The sequence below is a fragment of the Pasteurella sp. WM03 genome, assembly GCF_004570945.1.
In the GTDB taxonomy this organism is placed as follows: Bacteria; Pseudomonadota; Gammaproteobacteria; order Enterobacterales; family Pasteurellaceae; genus Rodentibacter.
On sequence record NZ_SPPO01000006.1, the window covers coordinates 104337 to 120659 of the forward strand.

14 protein-coding genes are annotated in these 16323 nt (G+C 40.4%); 10 read left to right on the forward strand and 4 right to left on the reverse strand.

Features of this window, described 5'->3' with window-relative positions:
• Positions 1 to 8: 8 nt before the first annotated feature.
• Positions 9 to 3902 carry a translocation/assembly module TamB domain-containing protein gene (locus E4T92_RS07540; protein WP_135094125.1) on the forward strand — a complete coding sequence of 1298 codons (3894 nt, stop codon included), beginning with the start codon at positions 9 to 11 and terminating at the stop codon, positions 3900 to 3902.
• Between the two features lie 10 nt (positions 3903 to 3912).
• Entirely contained in the window at positions 3913 to 5457 is a 1545-nt protein-coding gene (gene ppx / locus E4T92_RS07545) for an exopolyphosphatase (protein WP_135094126.1), read from the forward strand.
• Here ppx and E4T92_RS07550 read toward each other — a convergent pair.
• Complete coding sequence (locus E4T92_RS07550) at positions 5454 to 5849, reverse strand: PRD domain-containing protein (protein ID WP_077541278.1); 396 nt, start codon at positions 5847 to 5849, stop codon at positions 5454 to 5456. The genes ppx and E4T92_RS07550 overlap by 4 nt on opposite strands.
• A gap of 117 nt (positions 5850 to 5966) precedes the next feature.
• Here E4T92_RS07550 and E4T92_RS07555 point away from each other — a divergent pair, with 117 nt between their 5' ends.
• From E4T92_RS07555 to purT, 5 genes are all read left to right on the forward strand, one after another.
• On the forward strand, positions 5967 to 6566 hold the full coding sequence (locus E4T92_RS07555; RefSeq protein WP_077541276.1) for a beta-phosphoglucomutase family hydrolase: 600 nt from the start codon (positions 5967 to 5969) through the stop codon (positions 6564 to 6566).
• Positions 6567 to 6569: 3 nt separating this feature from the next.
• Positions 6570 to 7169, forward strand: a complete 600-nt coding sequence (locus E4T92_RS07560; protein ID WP_077541274.1) for a sugar O-acetyltransferase — start codon at positions 6570 to 6572, stop codon at positions 7167 to 7169.
• Between the two features lies 1 nt (position 7170).
• On the forward strand, positions 7171 to 7644 hold the full coding sequence (locus E4T92_RS07565) for a YqaA family protein (protein ID WP_077541272.1): 474 nt from the start codon (positions 7171 to 7173) through the stop codon (positions 7642 to 7644).
• Between the two features lie 185 nt (positions 7645 to 7829).
• Entirely contained in the window at positions 7830 to 8333 is a 504-nt protein-coding gene (gene luxS / locus E4T92_RS07570) for an S-ribosylhomocysteine lyase (protein ID WP_135094127.1), read from the forward strand.
• 9 nt (positions 8334 to 8342) lie between these two features.
• Positions 8343 to 9524, forward strand: coding sequence for a formate-dependent phosphoribosylglycinamide formyltransferase (gene purT / locus E4T92_RS07575; protein ID WP_135094128.1), 1182 nt, complete (start codon positions 8343 to 8345; stop codon positions 9522 to 9524).
• 58 nt (positions 9525 to 9582) lie between these two features.
• Here purT and E4T92_RS07580 read toward each other — a convergent pair whose 3' ends face one another.
• The 3 genes from E4T92_RS07580 to ilvC all read right to left on the reverse strand — a co-directional run bounded on the left by E4T92_RS07580 (position 9583) and on the right by ilvC (position 13500).
• Positions 9583 to 11427, reverse strand: a complete 1845-nt coding sequence (locus tag E4T92_RS07580; protein ID WP_228063578.1) for an autotransporter outer membrane beta-barrel domain-containing protein — start codon at positions 11425 to 11427, stop codon at positions 9583 to 9585.
• A 92-nt stretch (positions 11428 to 11519) separates the two neighbouring features.
• Complete coding sequence (locus tag E4T92_RS07585) at positions 11520 to 11951, reverse strand: hypothetical protein (protein ID WP_135094129.1); 432 nt, start codon at positions 11949 to 11951, stop codon at positions 11520 to 11522.
• A gap of 70 nt (positions 11952 to 12021) precedes the next feature.
• On the reverse strand, positions 12022 to 13500 hold the full coding sequence (gene ilvC / locus E4T92_RS07590; RefSeq protein ID WP_135094130.1) for a ketol-acid reductoisomerase: 1479 nt from the start codon (positions 13498 to 13500) through the stop codon (positions 12022 to 12024).
• A gap of 661 nt (positions 13501 to 14161) precedes the next feature.
• Between ilvC and ilvY the strand changes: the two genes are divergently transcribed.
• From ilvY to glpE, 3 genes are read left to right on the forward strand one after another with little or no spacing between them, the layout of a single operon-like run.
• Positions 14162 to 15040, forward strand: a complete 879-nt coding sequence (ilvY, locus tag E4T92_RS07600) for an HTH-type transcriptional activator IlvY (RefSeq protein WP_135094131.1) — start codon at positions 14162 to 14164, stop codon at positions 15038 to 15040.
• Positions 15041 to 15073: 33 nt separating this feature from the next.
• Positions 15074 to 15952 carry an EamA family transporter RarD gene (gene rarD, locus E4T92_RS07605; protein WP_135094132.1) on the forward strand — a complete coding sequence of 293 codons (879 nt, stop codon included), beginning with the start codon at positions 15074 to 15076 and terminating at the stop codon, positions 15950 to 15952.
• Positions 15952 to 16269: a thiosulfate sulfurtransferase GlpE gene (glpE, locus tag E4T92_RS07610; RefSeq protein WP_135094133.1), complete on the forward strand. Its 318-nt coding sequence runs from the start codon at positions 15952 to 15954 to the stop codon at positions 16267 to 16269. Before rarD ends, glpE begins: the two co-directional genes overlap by 1 nt.
• Positions 16270 to 16323: the final 54 nt, after the last annotated feature.

Below are 16323 nucleotides of genomic sequence, written 5' to 3' on the forward strand. Positions count from 1 at the left end.
GTGAAATTATGTCGAAACAAGAAATAAAAACGGAAGATACACCACCTCAATCCATACCCGAGAAGAAAAAAAGTGGTTTCCGTAAAGCCATTTGTATAGGAAGTGCGGTCATTTTTGTACCTGTTGTTGCTCTTGTCGGAATGCTCTCTTTTGATGCCGGGCAGCGAGGACTAATTCGGGTGGTGGATAACCTGCTTGATGATCTTTCTATCGAACATATTGAAGGAGGGTTACAACAAGGGTTAATTTTGCAAAATATAGGTTATCAAACGGCAGGCGTTGATACTAAAATTGCTCAAGCTCGCTTACAGCTGGATTTTGGCTGTTTACTTTCTCGTAAAATTTGTGTAGAAGATGTGGATATTAAATCTCCCGAGATTTTTCTAGATACCACTAAATTAGCGCCATCAGAACAAAAACAGACGGGATCTTCTCCGATGAAAAAACTGAGTTTACCAATCAGTCTTGATGTGAAAAATGTCACTGTGGATAAACTCAGATTCCAACTTGATCAAACTCATATTGACCTTGAGCATTTTCAAAGCGCGGTCAGTTTAAATAATGAATCGGGCTTGATATTAGCACCGACTGAACTTAATAAGCTTAATGTTAAACATGTTCAACCCAACCCAACAAAAAAGCCGGCTGAACCGAAAAATCATCAACCGGTGGATTGGGATGCCATTGAACAAAATCTTACTCCTGCATTTTTAGGCAATTTAAATGAAGTGAATTTGCCTTTTGATATTCATATTCCAAGCCTTGTTGCGAAGGATTGGCAATATCTCTTACAAAATGAACAATCTGAAGAATTACAACGTATTGGTCTGTCTCATTTGATGTTACAAGCCGATGCCACAGGATATGAGGTTCAACTTAAAAAATTAGCCTTAGAAAGTTCATTAGGTAATTTAGATTCACAGGGTTCATTACAACTTAATGGTGATTTTCCGGTTGATTTGAGCTTAACTTCCGCACTTAATGCGATTCAATCCGAAGGAAAAGATATCCTTTCTAAAACAGATGTGCAATTTTCTCTTTCAGGATCGCTGAAAAAAACAACCGCACTTTCTCTCACAACAAAGGGGGGGCTGGATGCACAGCTAGATGGTGAGGTGAAATTAGCAGAAGATAAAATGCCATTAAATCTCACCTTAAAGGTCTCTAAGGGGCAATATAGTTTTGCCGAAAATTTAATGCCGCTCAAAATTAACGATGTGGCATTAACCTTAAGTGGTGATTTGCTTGATTATCAAGCAAAATTAGTGGGTGATGTGGAGGGGATGACGCATATTCCTCACACACATTTATCACTTGATGCGGGGGGGAAATTATATGAAGCGAAGATTAATGAGTTTAATCTCAAGACGTTAGACGGTTCGGCAATATTAAAGGGATCGGCAAGCTGGAAATATGGTGTGAAATGGGAGGCAAAAGCGGATTTAAGCAACATGAATATTCGCCCTTATGTTCCTGAGATGCCGGCGGTGCTGTCTGGTAAATTGGCCGTATCGGGTGCGGAGGGGAGTGCCGGTTGGCATGTGGATATCCCAACATTGGATTTAAGCGGTAAGCTTTCCAATCGTCCACTAAGTTTGAAAGGTAATTTGCTCTTAAGTGATAAGGTATTGGTGAATATTCCGGTGCTCTTGCTGAATTACGGAGAGAATCGGCTTCATGCCAAGGGTGAATTGAGTGAGCAATCGGATCTCACATTAGATATTCATGCACCAAATTTACGGGGGTTATATGCTGATGTGGCAGGTTCGGTGGTAGGAAAAGCCACAATAAAAGGTAAATTGAGCGAACCTCATGTGATAGTTGATCTCAATACACAAAATCTCCATTGGCAGACTCTAAATATTGCCGGTGCAACGATTAAAGGCAATCTTTTGAGTGCTCCCCTATTGAAAGGAGAGCTAAGCGTAAAAGGCGGAAATATTCGTTATGGCGATACGGTAGCAATACATTCCGTCAATTTAACGCTGACAGGTGATGAAAAAAATCACAAATTAGTTTTCGCTTCTCAAGGTAAACCAGCGGCAGCAAATTTACAAATCTCCGGGAATTTTGACCGCACTTCACAGCAATGGAAGGGCACGTTGAGCCAAGTAAAAATTGATACGCCGATTGGTGAGATAAAACCAAATCAATCTATTTCTGTCACCTATGATAATAACTTAACACAAGCTTCAATTGGCACACATTGTTGGGTAAATAGCGATGTGGATTTGTGTTTCCCTCAGGACTTTAGAGTGGGAGAAAAAGGGGAAATTCCATTTAGCGTCAAACGTCTTAATTTGAATTTAGTAAATAAATTGACTGAGCAAGATATGTTGAAGGGACAGTTGCGTAGTGAAGGAAAAGTGGCTTGGTTTAGCGATAAACCGTTCATGCTAAATGTATCACTGAACGGTGATAACCTTTTGGTGACGCAAAAATTAGATTACCGCACATTTAAACTTGCTATTCCAAAGTTGACATTAAATACAGATATTCAAAATAACAATCTGACATTAAAATCGGATATCAGTGTGCAAAATCAAGGCCGTATCCACACGGATTTGAAATTGAATGATTTAAGTGGCGCACGTCATCTTGGCGGAACATTCCGTATTGAACGATTAAATTTAGCCTTATTAAATCAGTTATTCAGTCATGGAGAAAACATCAATGGTGAAATTGTTTCGACACTCACACTAGGAGGAAATCTTGAAAAACCGTTGTTAAACGGGCATTTCGATCTTCGTCACCTGAAAACCAAACTAAAAATGCTCCCTTTTGAAGTGACAAATGGTGAAATGGCACTTCGTTTTGATGGCACTCATTCCACTTTACAAGGCAATATACAAACACCCGCAGGCAGTTTAAGAATGAATGGTCGTGCAAATTGGACAAATTTATCGGTGTGGAGCACGGAGGTGAGAGCCGAAACCGAAAACTTTAAACTTGATCTCCCCTCAATAGGAAAACTTCGCCTTTCTACTAACGTGTTAGCAAAGGCTACGCCAAAGTTATTGGAATTATCGGGAAATGTGGATATTCCATGGGCACGGATTAAGGTGGATGCTTTACCGGAGAATGCCGAGCCGGTAAGTGAAGATGAAGTGATTTTAAATGGCCCGCGTAAAAGTAAAGAAGTGTTGATTAATCGAGAGTTTGCCTCCACTACCCAATCCGGTATGGAAATTCGTTCTGATTTAAAGATTAATATCGGCAATGATGTCCATTTCGATGCTTACGGTTTTAAATCTAATTTGGACGGATTACTTGCTGTTAAACAAGAAAAAGGGCGCTTGGGTTTATATGGTCAAATTGATTTAAAAAATGGGCGTTACGCCTCTTTTGGACAGGATTTAATCATCCGTAAAGGACAAATTCATTTTGCCGGCTTGGCTTCACAGCCAATGTTGAATATTGAAGCTATTCGTAATCCGGATGCTATGGAAGATAGCAAGATCACGGCTGGGGTAAAAGTGGTAGGTGTGGCAACCAATCCGGAAGTAACGGTTTTTTCTAATCCAACGAAACCGCAAGATCAGGCGCTTTCTTATTTACTCACAGGGCGTTCTTTAGAAGACAGTGGGCAAGCCGGATCAGGCGGCTCGGTGGGAGCGGCATTACTTGGCATGGGATTGGCAAAAAGCAGTAAACTTGTAGGTGGCATTGGCGAAGCCTTTGGTATTCAAGATTTAAATCTTGGCACGGCTGGAGTGGGTGATAGCTCAAAAGTGCAAGTAAGCGGTAATATTGGTAAACGCTTGCAGGTAAAATATGGGGTCGGCCTATTTGATGGCTTAGCGGAGGTGACTTTACGTTATCGATTACTCCCACAACTTTATTTCCAATCGGTTTCTAGTACAAACCAAGTATTTGATTTACTTTATCAATTTGAATTTTAGGAATGATTTTATGAATAACGAATTGCAAGCCGAACAAGAGATTTTGTCTTATCCTCGAACGAATACCCGTGAAATTGCGGCGATTGATCTTGGCTCAAATAGTTTCCATATGATTGTGGCCAGAATTATGAATGGCTCTATTCAGGTGTTATCACGTTTAAAACAAAAAGTGAAATTAGCGGAAGGATTGGACGAAAATGCCGTATTAAGCCAAGAAGCTATTAGTCGAGGTGTAAATTGTTTGGCATTATTTGCTGAGCGTTTGCAGGGATTTACGCCGGAAAATGTGAATGTTGTCGGCACCTATACTTTGCGAAGAGCGGTCAATAATGACGAATTTTTACGCCAAGCGGCGGCAGTTTTCCCTTATCCGATTAATATTATTAGTGGGCAAACTGAGGCAAAAACTATCTATGCCGGGGTGTGTCATACGCAGCCGGAGAAAGGCAGAAAATTGGTAGTGGATATTGGTGGTGGCTCTACTGAAATGATTGTAGGCGATGATTTCACACCGATTGTTGCAGAGAGTCGCCATATGGGGTGTGTGAGTTTTGCATCAAAATATTTCAAGGATGGCAAAATTTCTCAAGAAAATTTTGAAAAAGCCTATCAAAGTGCGGTCAATAAAATTGAAGATCTAGGTTGGGAATACCGTAATCTTGGCTGGCAATCCGTATTGGGTTCTTCCGGTACGATTAAAACCGTGCATCAAGTAATTGTGGCTACTTTAGATCCGAATGGCATTATTACTAAAGCCCGTTTAGAGGATTTAATTGAGCAAACATTGCGGGCGCAGCATTTTGATGAATTAAATATGATTGGATTGAATCCGGAGCGAGTGGACGTTTTTGTCCCGGGATTGGCGATTTTAAGTGCGGTGTTTGATGTGTTTCACATTGGGCAGATGCGTTATTCCGATGGTGCATTGCGTGAAGGAATGATTTACAGTCTTGAGAGAAATTTCCAAGTCGCAGATATCCGAGCACGTACAGCATGGGGACTAACAGAACAATTTGATATTGATACTGAGCAGGCTCATCGCACCGCAGGCAGTGCAAATCTACTGGCACATCAATATACCCAATGGATTAAACCGGCACAGGCAGAGGAAATGAAAAGTGTATTGCTTTGGGCTGCACGCCTACATGAAGTGGGGATTGTGATTAACCATAAAGGTATGCAAAAACATTCGGCATATATTCTACAAAATATGGAACTGCCGGGATTTGATCGGGAGCAACAACGTTTGCTCGCATTGCTTGTACGCTTACACATCGGCACATTAAAAATCACCGATTTAACGCAATTTGCCCGTTATGATGAACAAGATGTACTGGCATTAATTCGTTTATTACGTCTTGCGGTGATGTTGAATAAATCTCGCCAAGCCACAGAGAAAACCCAAAAAATTATGCTTAAGACCAGTCGTATTTCTACAGATTGGATATTAGAATTTGAACAAGGCTATCTTGAACGAAATCCACTGATTTGGAATGAACTTCGTCAAGAAAGTCATAGTTTGAAAGAGTTGGAATTGGGGCTGGTGTTTAATTAACCTGAGGGCGTGATTGACCGCATCTCGTAAATTTGTTTTTGCTCTAACAATAACGAATAAAGATTTGCTAAAAAATAGGTTTGTTCCGCATGGGGAATGTCAAAAGGCATAAAAGAGAGCAAATCTTTGTGAATTCTTAAAACTTGCGGAAAAATGACCGCACTTTGGATTTCTTTAAACATCTCTTGGTAGAGGGGAGACGCGCAGCCTCCACGTTCAATGCGCCCAAGGCTACAAGCGACATGGAACAATAACATATCGACCAACTTAGAATTGACATCTGCTTTCCAATAATGCTCTAGACGATCACGCAACTGAAATATCACATCAATAATCGGCTGATTAATCTGTTTACGTAATTTCCAGCGTTCAAGTTGATTAAGCAGTCGCATTTTGGCTCCTGTTCCTCTAAAATTATCTCCCATAATCTACCGCACTTTATGTAAAGAAAACAGTGCATAGATCACAAATTGGTAACAAATCATAAAATTCATAAGGAATTAACAAAGATGATAGACAATACCGTTTTCAATCGCTATGAGGGGTTGATTTTTGATATGGATGGCACATTGATTGATACGATGCCGGTACATGCCCGTGCTTGGGGAAGGGTGGGAGAACAATTCGGCTATGAGTTTGACAGCCAAATTATGTATCAACTGGGCGGGGCGACAGTGCGAACTATTGCTTCGGCGATTATGGAAAAAGCCGGTATGCCGCAACGCTACCTTGATGAAGTGATTGAGGCAAAACGAGCACTTTCTTATCAATTAATTCCTACCGAATCAAAATTACTTCCCACTTTTGAGATTGTTCGACATTTTCATCAAAAAAAGCCGATTTCATTAGGTTCCGGCTCTCATCGCCATTTAATTGATATGTTAATGGAGAAACTTGCGATTGCGGATTATTTTGATGCGATTGTCAGTGCCGATGATGTAAAACAACATAAACCTCATCCGGAAACATTCTTACGATGTGCAGAATTAACAGGTGTGAATCCGGCAAATTGTATTGTGTTTGAAGATGCCGATTTAGGCGTTCAGGCAGGATTAAATGCAGGAATGGATGTATTTGATGTGCGTACGCAGCAACTGATTAAAGCATAAAGAATGACTGAATATGAAAAAATGATGGCCGGATTGGCGCATTTACCTGAAAAAGCGGAATTAAAACGTATGCGCCAACAGGCTCGAGAAATCTTGTTTGAATTTAACCGCACTTCACCGAATGATGATGACACGCAAAATAGGTTGATCAGAAAATTGTTTGGTCAAGCGGATAAAACGACCGCTATTAATGCCCCTTTTCACTGTGATTATGGGATAAACATCAAAGTGGGGAAGAATTTCTTTGCTAATTATCATTGTGTGATGTTGGATAATGGTGGTATCACCATTGGTGATGATGTGATGTTCGCACCCAATGTTAGCCTTTATACCGTGGGACACCCTTTAGATGTCGAATTGCGTAATATGGGGTGGGAGCAAGCCAAGCCGATTACTATTGGCAATAATGTTTGGATTGGCGGCAGTGTCGTGATTTTACCGGGGGTGACGATAGGCGATAATGTTGTAGTGGGTGCCGGTAGTGTCGTGAATAAAGATTTACCGAATAATGTTTTAGCATTTGGTAATCCTTGTCGTGTTGTACGGGAAATAACCGAACAAGATCGCGAAAATTATATACGAACTTATCAACCCAATTTCTAATATGGATTGGTTTTCCTTTAGTTTTTGGGCTGAAACTTGGCAAAATCATTCACTATGGTTAATGTTTGCCAGTGCTTTTTTAAGTGCCACCGTGCTACCCGGTAATTCGGAAGTCGTATTTATAACATTGGCTATTCCAAAATTAACTTTCAATTCCGTGTTCGGTTCGGATATTTTAGGACTTGTTTTTATTGCCACATTGGGAAACGGTTTAGGCAGTCTTACGACTTATGCGATTGGTCGTTGGTTTCCTAAATTTGAAAGTAAAAATGACCGCACTTTGTGGGTTATGGAAAAGCTGCAACGTTATGGTGCAGGGGTGCTGTTGCTGAGTTGGTTACCGATTATCGGCGATTTATTTTGTGCGGTCGCAGGTTGGCTACGTTTAAACTTTACAGCAAGTTGCCTATTTATTTTTATAGGCAAATTGATTCGTTATACATTGTTATTGTTTTTAAGTACGCCGTTCTTATAAAATGCCTAAAAAAAGCCCTTCAACGAGTGAAGGGCAAATAACCTAAGGAACCAATTTTATTAAAACAACTGCAAGTTGCTCGTATTCTAAGACCCAATACTTGCCGGAAAGTTCAGGAATAAATTGAAAAAATTGACAATTTCTTGAATAAAATTTACAACCAAATGATTTATAAGGAAAAGTTTATGCCATTACTTGATAGTTTTAAAGTGGATCACACGAAAATGAATGCTCCTGCAGTACGTATTGCAAAAATAATGAAAACGCCAAAGGGCGATGACATTACCATTTTTGATTTACGTTTCTGTATTCCAAATAAAGAAATTCTTCCACCAAAAGGGATTCATACCCTAGAACATTTATTTGCCGGTTTTATGCGTGATCATTTAAATAGTGATAGCGTAGAAATTATTGATATTTCACCAATGGGCTGTCGTACCGGTTTTTATATGTCGTTAATCGGTACGCCAAACGAACAACAAGTCGCGCAAGCATGGTTAGCATCTATGCAAGATATTCTGAATGTCAAAGATCAAGCGGCGATCCCTGAATTAAATATTTACCAATGCGGCACTTATACAGAACATTCTCTTGATGAAGCGCACGAGATTGCTAAAAATGTTATTGCTCGTGGTGTTGGGGTGAATAAAAATGCTGAACTTTCCCTTGATGAATCGTTATTAAAATAAGGAGACAATATGACAACCCTTGGCACCGCATTAAGCCCGAATGCAACGAAAGTGATGATGCTTGGCTCTGGTGAGTTAGGTAAAGAAGTGGTGATTGAACTGCAACGTTTAGGTGTAGAAGTCATCGCAGTCGATCGTTACGAAAATGCACCCGCACAGCAAGTGGCACATCGTGCTTATACGATTTCTATGTTAGATGGTGATGCGCTGAAAGCGTTGGTGGAAAAAGAAAAACCTGATTATATTGTGCCGGAAGTGGAGGCGATTGCCACAGCGACCTTAGTGGAATTGGAACAAGCCGGTTTTAATGTTGTCCCAACGGCAAAAGCCACGCAACTCACCATGAACAGGGAAGGCATTCGCCGTTTGGCGTCAGAAGAATTAGGTTTACCAACCTCCGCTTACCAATTTGTGGATAACTTTGACGATTTCCAACGTGCGGTAGAAAAAATCGGTATTCCATGCGTGGTAAAACCGATTATGTCTTCATCCGGTCATGGACAGAGTATTTTGAAGTCAAAAGACGATCTACAAAAAGCGTGGGACTATGCGCAGGAGGGGGGACGTGCCGGTGCAGGACGTGTCATTGTTGAAGGTTTTGTTAAATTTGATTATGAAATCACCTTACTAACGGTTCGCCACATTAATGGAACGAGTTTCCTTGCCCCTATCGGACATCGCCAAGAAGATGGTGATTATCGCGAATCTTGGCAACCGCAAGCTATGTCTGATAGTGCATTACAAAAGGCGCAGACCATTGCAGAAAAAATCACCGGTGCATTAGGTGGACGAGGCATTTTTGGCGTGGAAATGTTTGTTTGTGGTGATGAGGTGATTTTTAATGAAGTTTCTCCCCGCCCTCATGATACCGGTATGGTGACTTTAATTTCACAGGAATTATCTGAATTTGCCCTTCACGCTCGAGCAATTTTAGGTTTACCAATTCCTGACATCACGCTTATCAGCCCATCGGCATCCAAAGCCATTGTGGTGGAAGGAAAATCAAAAAATATCCAATTTAGTGGAATTGATAAAGCCCTTGCAGAACAGCACACCAATATCCGATTATTTGGTAAAGGCGAAGTCAACGGGCATCGACGCTTAGGGGTGTTGTTAGCACGGGATATTTCCGTTGAAAAAGCGTTGGAGAAAACAAAACGGGCTTATGCGCAGTTGGACATTAAGTTGTAGTTTTGCGAATTTTTAAATGATAAAGTGCGGCCAATTTTGACCGCACTTTTGCTTTGGATTACCATTGATAGCGATATAATGCTTGGATTTGATAGGGTTTGTCGTAACGTTTTCCATCTGCACGGCTGATTTCTAAACCGAAACGATGGTTTGTTACACCTGCATTCACACCGAAAACACTTTCAAAACGCCCACGGCTGTCTTCAACATTTAGTGCCGCATTTGCATAATGAATTTTGCTGTTGTTATTGCGACTGGTGATAGCATTAATTTCTGCATAAGGTTGTAAATTCCAACCGTTGGCTAGAGCGAAATTTTTCGCTGCACGCAAACCGACACGGGAGTAAACGGAAGAAAGGCTATCTTCATTTTCTTTACTTTGAATGTATGTCCAACCTAATTGTGCTTGTGGCGTGATGATCCAATCGCCACTCAATTTGAATTGTTTACCGAGCTCACTTGACAGCGTATAGGCATTGTAACGATGTTTTTCTGTGTGATCGGATTGTGCTTTCAAGCGGCTATATTTCACAATGTTATCCACATAAATGCCGTTGTTAGCGAGATAAGTGGTGTATAGGCCCACCGTATTACTACGTACTTTGCCTTCTCCATAATTGCCATTGAAATCAACGTCGGCTTGGCTACGTCCGATAAATCCACCTAGTCGGAAATTATCATTTACAGCAGCGTCCGCTCCCACTTGTAAGCTATGAATATTTTGTTTAAAGCCGGAAGTTTGGCTTTCACCGGTAGAAAGTGCGGTCAATTTTTCACGAGAATTCACATTTTGTACCCACACACTGCCTTTCTCTCCGTTTTTCACTTCGCCTAAACGTTGATGAATACCGCTGAGTTCATTTTCGACAAGCAATAATTGGGCTTGGCGGAGTGAGACCTGTGCATTGGCTTTATTGGATAATAAGGCAGTTTGCGGTAAAGTCGGGTTGGTCGGTTGAATCGGGATAATAGGCGCAATAGGTACAGTCGGTATGTTTGGTGTTTCCGGCTGAACGCTAGGATTTGTAGGCTCTATTGGTGTACTCGGTATTTCCGGTTGTACATCGGGATTTGTTGGGGCTATTGGTGTAGGCATTTCCGGTTTTACATCCGGTGTTGTAGGTGGCGTAACCGCACTTTGTGAATTTGCCAAGACCCAGTTATTTCCTTCTTTGGTTAGGAAATACTGATATGCACCTAAATCCACACGGTTATTTGGGTTAGTTAAGTTAAATTTTGCGTTCCCGCCGTTTGTTTCAACGAGAGTCAATTTTTTATTTGCGACTGCTACACCGTGATCTTTCACCCCTAGTTTGTGATTGCCTTCTGCGGTTCCCTCTACAATAATTTTATCGCCTTTATTTTCAGCGATATTGGTATTGAGATTAAATATGCCTGAACCTGTCAGGTTACCTTTGATGGTGAGGGTTTGGAAATTATTGGTTTTTTCTAAATTTATTACGCTATTGTTAAGTGCAAGATTTGTCACGCTGGCAGAATATAATTCACTTTCCCCCTCTTCATCTTCATAAAAATATGGTTTGATTGTCCAAGTGGAATTCGTTAACGTTACGTCGAGCTTACTTTTATTATCCTCAACATTCATTAAACCGGTTAATTTACTATTACTGGCTGTGAACGTAATATTTTCAGTGATAGAAAAACTATCCACAATATCGGTTTCTGCTCTAATAATTCTAGGAGCATCGAATATTGAATTATTAATATTCACCCGGAATCGACCTTCAGTATTTTGATCGGCTCTTGTAACCATTCCAAATAAAACTTCATCTGCTTTTAATGTGGAATTCGAAATATTAATACCTGAGCGGGTATTATTGTTGTCTGCATCGTAAAATACTGCATCTGCTCCATTGATTGCGGTAATTGTGACATTCTCCAAATTGGCAATGCTATTATTTTCTAATGATAAACCACTACCGGCTTCTCCACTGAGGGAAATGGTTGCATTTTTTACATTTAAAGTAGAATTATTTAAACGAAGGCTTCACTTGTTTCTTGAGCGGTCTCTGTTTTATAGTGTCCCCCATTAATATTCACCGCCGAGTTTATTGCTTCAACTGCGACTTGGCTTATTTGTTTCGCTTCAATAAGCGTTGCGGATAAAGTTACATTATTGAGCTCTACATCAGAATTCATAATGTGGATACCTGAAAATATATCATTTGGAACAGAAATTTGGGTATTATTGACAACCGTATTTGGGCTATTTTCGATGTGGATTTTCCCGTATTTAGCGGGTTGATCGATTACACAGTTATTTAGCATAGCTCCATTTTGTCCGATAATCTCAACACGACTATTATTACAAGCCACCTCACCAGCCCATGCCAAATTCGTCATACTTAATGCCACTGCTACTAAACTCAGTTTAAAAGTGCGGTCATATTTCTTATTGTTTTTCATTTTTGGTTTCCTTTAAATATAAAAAAGCCGATTTCATACTAAATCGGCTTGAATTTTATCTATTTAGTTACTAACCCGCAACGGCAATACGTTTCATATCCGTCATATAGCCACGTAACTCTTGACCGATTAATTCAACCGGATGGTTACGGATTGCATCGTTTACATCACGTAAGGTAATGTTGTCGATTTCAACGGTTGGAGTTGGTTCGCCTAAGTCACCTTTTTGCAAGGTTGGGATAATTTCTTTGGCAAGAATTGGGGTCGCTACGTTAGAGAATAAGTAGTTACCGTATTCTGCGGTGTCGGAAATTACCACGTTCATTTCATATAAACGTTTACGTGCGATCGTGTTTGCAATTAATGGTAATTCGTGAAGTGATTCATAGTAAGCAGATTCTTCATAAATGCCACTTTCTACCATGGCATCAAAGGCTAGTTCAACACCGGCTTTCACCATGGCGATCATTAATACACCATTATCAAAATATTCTTGCTCGCTGATTTTGCCATCATATTTTGGTGCATTTTCAAAGGCGGTTTTAGCGGTTGCTTCACGCCATGCCAATAAATCTTTATCGCCGGTTGCCCAGTCTGCCATCATGGTTTCAGAGAAGTGACCGCTAATGATGTCATCCATATGTTTGTAGTATAAGAACCCGAGTTTTTCTTTAATTTGTTCAGAAAGCTCGAATGCACGTAATTTTGCACTGTTGGATAAGCGATCCATCATTAACGTGATACCGCCTTGTTTTAAGGCTTCGGTGATGGTTTCCCAACCATATTGGATTAATTTCCCGGCATAGGCAGGATCTTTGCCGTCAGCCACTAATTTGTCGTAGCACACGATAGAACCGGCTTGCAACATACCGCAAAGAATGGTTTGCTCGCCCATTAAATCGGATTTCACTTCTGCGACAAATGAAGACTCTAACACACCCGCACGATGACCGCCGGTTGCTGCTGCCCACGCTTTGGCAATTGCCATACCCTCACCTTTCGGGTCATTTTCAGGGTGAACGGCGATTAAGGTTGGTACACCAAAACCACGTTTGTATTCTTCACGCACTTCCGTACCCGGGCATTTTGGCGCGACCATAACAACGGTTAAATCAGAGCGAATTTGCTCGCCTTGTTCAACGATGTTGAAACCATGGGAATAGCCGAATGCTGCACCTTGTTTCATTAATGGCATTACATCTGCCACCACTTTTGAGTGTTGTTTATCCGGTGTGAGGTTCACTACTAAATCGGCGGTTGGAATTAATTCTGCATAAGTGCCAACCTTGAAACCGTTTTCCGTTGCACGTTGAAATGAAGCGCGTTTTTCTGCAATGGCTTCAGGGCGTAACGCATAGCTTACATCTAAACCGGAATCACGCATATTTAAACCTTGGTTTAAACCTTGCGCACCACAGCCTACGATGACAATTTTTTTACCTTTTAGAAAATTTGCTTCATCGGCAAATTCTTCACGATCCATAAAACGACAACGACCTAATTGGTCTAATTTTTGACGTAAATTCAATGTGTTGAAATAGTTAGCCATATAGTTTCCTTAATGTTGTAAGGGTGAATGATTGTATGATGTTGTGTTTGCATAGTTTTTATTTTGAATGGGATTATAAGGTTTTTTGTGGTTGCGTAAAGTGATATTATAGGAATATGATATTGTGGTTTTTGCAATGATATTTGTCTTATTTGACATAGGCTTTCGCCGATGGGCGACCTACTTTCTTTTACTCGTGTAAAAGAAAGTAGGCAAAGAAAACACGCCCCAGTTAAATCGCTAATCTTTGCTTTATTGTCATTTTCTTAACGCTAAATTTGTAAACTCGCTACGCTCAAACAGTACAAATTTAGCTAAAAATGCCAAGTCGCAAAGGCGATTTATATGGGACTCCCAAGTTTATCCGTTACATTATTTGAGAGTGAGGTTGGTTGTAGAAAAGTTTCAAAAATACTCGGTGTTATGCAAAAACAGAAATTTCAACAATATGTAGGGACACGCTGCGTGTGTCCGTTATAAAAATTAAATTATTTCAATAGGTTAAAATTCGGACACACGCAGTGTGTCCCTACAAGAGAACAAAAAACTTTGTGTAACTGCCACACAATACTAAAGTTTTTAACCGCACTTTATTTATAAAAAAGTAGGTCGCCATCGGCGAAACCCGATATTAATTTATAAAAAATTAAGAGAAAAAATAATGGAATTTAATGATCTCAACGTATTCATCAAACTAGCGGAAACCAAAAACTTCGCCAAAACCGCCACTCAAAATCACATGTCCCCCTCCACTCTTTCACGCCAAATTCAACGTATGGAAGAAGAATTGGGGAAAACCCTTTTCATTCGTGATAACCGCCAAGTTAATCTCACCGAATATGGTGAGAGGTTTCTCCAATTTGCTAAGACGGAATGGCAAAATTGGCAACAATTAAAACAACAACTCAATGACGAGTCGGACGAACTGAGCGGTGAACTCAAACTGTTTTGTTCCGTCACGGCATCTTATAGCCATTTGCCACAGGTGTTAAAACAATTTCGCCAACGTTATCCAAAAGTGGAAATTCAGCTCACCACGGGTGATCCTGCTCTTGCTTTGGAATTTATTCAAACCCAACAAGCGGATCTTGCCCTTGCAGGGAAACCGAATAATCTGCCGACCAGTGTAGCATTTCACAAAATTGACGATATTCATCTTTCATTGATTGCACCACGTGTTGCCTGTTTGGCGACACAATTATTGCAAGAGAAACCTATTAATTGGCAACAAATGCCTTTTATTTTTCCAGTGGAAGGTCATGCAAGACAACGGATTGAGCAATGGTTACGTGAAAAGCAGATTAAACATCCGAAAATTTACGCCACGGTGGCGGGGCATGAAGGTATCGTGCCAATGGTAGGGTTAGGTTTTGGTTTAGCGATGTTACCTGATGAGGTGATTGATAACAGCCCAATGCGTGATCAAATTTCCCGTTTAAATTTAGATGTGCCTGTTAAACCTTTTGAATTAGGGATTTGTACACAAAAAAGACATTTAGCCCAACCCTTAATTCGTGCCTTTTGGTCAATGTTGGAATAGAATGGTGTGGATTATTTCGATTAAGGATTTCCTATGTTAAAAGGTATTCTCGTTTCGCTTTTCGCCTCTTTTTTATTTGGTTATATGTATTATTTTTCCACCTTGCTTAAACCCTTAAGCGGTACGGATATTTTCGGTTATCGAATGATTTTCACGTTCCCCTTTGTGGTGCTGGCTGTATTGATGTTCAAACAAAAGAATGCCCTGATCGAACGTTTAAAACACCTTCAAAAACGACCGCACTTTGCCTTTTCCTATATTTTTTGTGGCGCATTAATGGGCGTTCAAATGTGGCTATTTTTATGGGCGCCGAATAATGGGAGTTCGCTGAGTGTCTCTTTTGGCTATTTATTGTTACCCATTGTGATGGTGGCAGCCGGACGGTTAATTTTTAAAGAACGGATTTCCACTTTTAAGTTTATCGCAGTGTTAATTGCCGCGCTTGGTGTGATTTCAAATATTGTAATTAAAGGCGGGCTATCTTGGGAAGCCATTGTGATTTGTATCGGCTATACTTCATATTTCTCTATTCGGAAAGCGTTAAAAAATACCGATCTTGCCTCCTTTTGCCTTGAGATGTTGAGTTTAATCCCGATTAGTATTTATTTTGCCTTACAAACAGATTTTGCGGTGGTGGAACAAAGCAATCCGAATATCTGGGCATTATTGGTGCTGCTTGGGTTGATTAGCGGCACAGCGTTGATTGCTTATGTGATTGCCAGCAATATGTTGCCGATGAATTTACTCGGACTATTGGGCTATGTGGAAACCATTATGATGGTGTTTGTTTCCTTCTTTATTGGTGAAAAAATTGAGGCGGAAAGCTATCCGCTTTTTATTTGTTTAGTATTGGCGATGAGCCTTGTGATTATTGATGGCGTGTATAAACAGCACGCAAAGGGATCTTTATAATGTCTTTTAAAGAAATTACCCCACAACAAGCGTGGGAAATGGCGCAACAGGGCGCCATACTTGCCGATGTGCGTGATGCACAGCGTTATACCTACTCACACCCTAAAGGGGCCTTTCATTTAACCAATCAAACCTTTTTACAATTTGAAGAATTGGTGGATTTTGATACCCCTATTATTATCAGTTGCTATCACGGGATTAGTAGCCGCAACGTCGCGACATTTTTAGTAGAACAAGGCTATGAAAATGTCTATAGCGTGATAGGCGGATTTGATGGCTGGATGAGGGCAGAATTGCCGATTGATGCGATCTATTAAAAGTAAAATACATTTTGTATCTTTCATACAATGTTGCAAAATAGCCAAAATTTG

Excerpts from the sequence above, each read along its gene's own strand:
- E4T92_RS07550 (WP_077541278.1), bottom strand. The coding sequence starts at position 5,849 with ATGCGACTGCTTAATCAACTTGAACGCTGGAAATTACGTAAACAGATT.
- E4T92_RS07560 (WP_077541274.1), top strand. The coding sequence starts at position 6,570 with ATGACTGAATATGAAAAAATGATGGCCGGATTGGCGCATTTACCTGAA.
- ppx (WP_135094126.1), top strand. The coding sequence starts at position 3,913 with ATGAATAACGAATTGCAAGCCGAACAAGAGATTTTGTCTTATCCTCGA.
- glpE (WP_135094133.1), top strand. The coding sequence starts at position 15,952 with ATGTCTTTTAAAGAAATTACCCCACAACAAGCGTGGGAAATGGCGCAA.
- E4T92_RS07555 (WP_077541276.1), top strand. The coding sequence starts at position 5,967 with ATGATAGACAATACCGTTTTCAATCGCTATGAGGGGTTGATTTTTGAT.
- rarD (WP_135094132.1), top strand. The coding sequence starts at position 15,074 with ATGTTAAAAGGTATTCTCGTTTCGCTTTTCGCCTCTTTTTTATTTGGT.
- E4T92_RS07565 (WP_077541272.1), top strand. The coding sequence starts at position 7,171 with ATGGATTGGTTTTCCTTTAGTTTTTGGGCTGAAACTTGGCAAAATCAT.
- ilvY (WP_135094131.1), top strand. The coding sequence starts at position 14,162 with ATGGAATTTAATGATCTCAACGTATTCATCAAACTAGCGGAAACCAAA.
- purT (WP_135094128.1), top strand. The coding sequence starts at position 8,343 with ATGACAACCCTTGGCACCGCATTAAGCCCGAATGCAACGAAAGTGATG.
- luxS (WP_135094127.1), top strand. The coding sequence starts at position 7,830 with ATGCCATTACTTGATAGTTTTAAAGTGGATCACACGAAAATGAATGCT.
- E4T92_RS07585 (WP_135094129.1), bottom strand. The coding sequence starts at position 11,951 with ATGAAAAACAATAAGAAATATGACCGCACTTTTAAACTGAGTTTAGTA.
- ilvC (WP_135094130.1), bottom strand. The coding sequence starts at position 13,500 with ATGGCTAACTATTTCAACACATTGAATTTACGTCAAAAATTAGACCAA.
- E4T92_RS07540 (WP_135094125.1), top strand. The coding sequence starts at position 9 with ATGTCGAAACAAGAAATAAAAACGGAAGATACACCACCTCAATCCATA.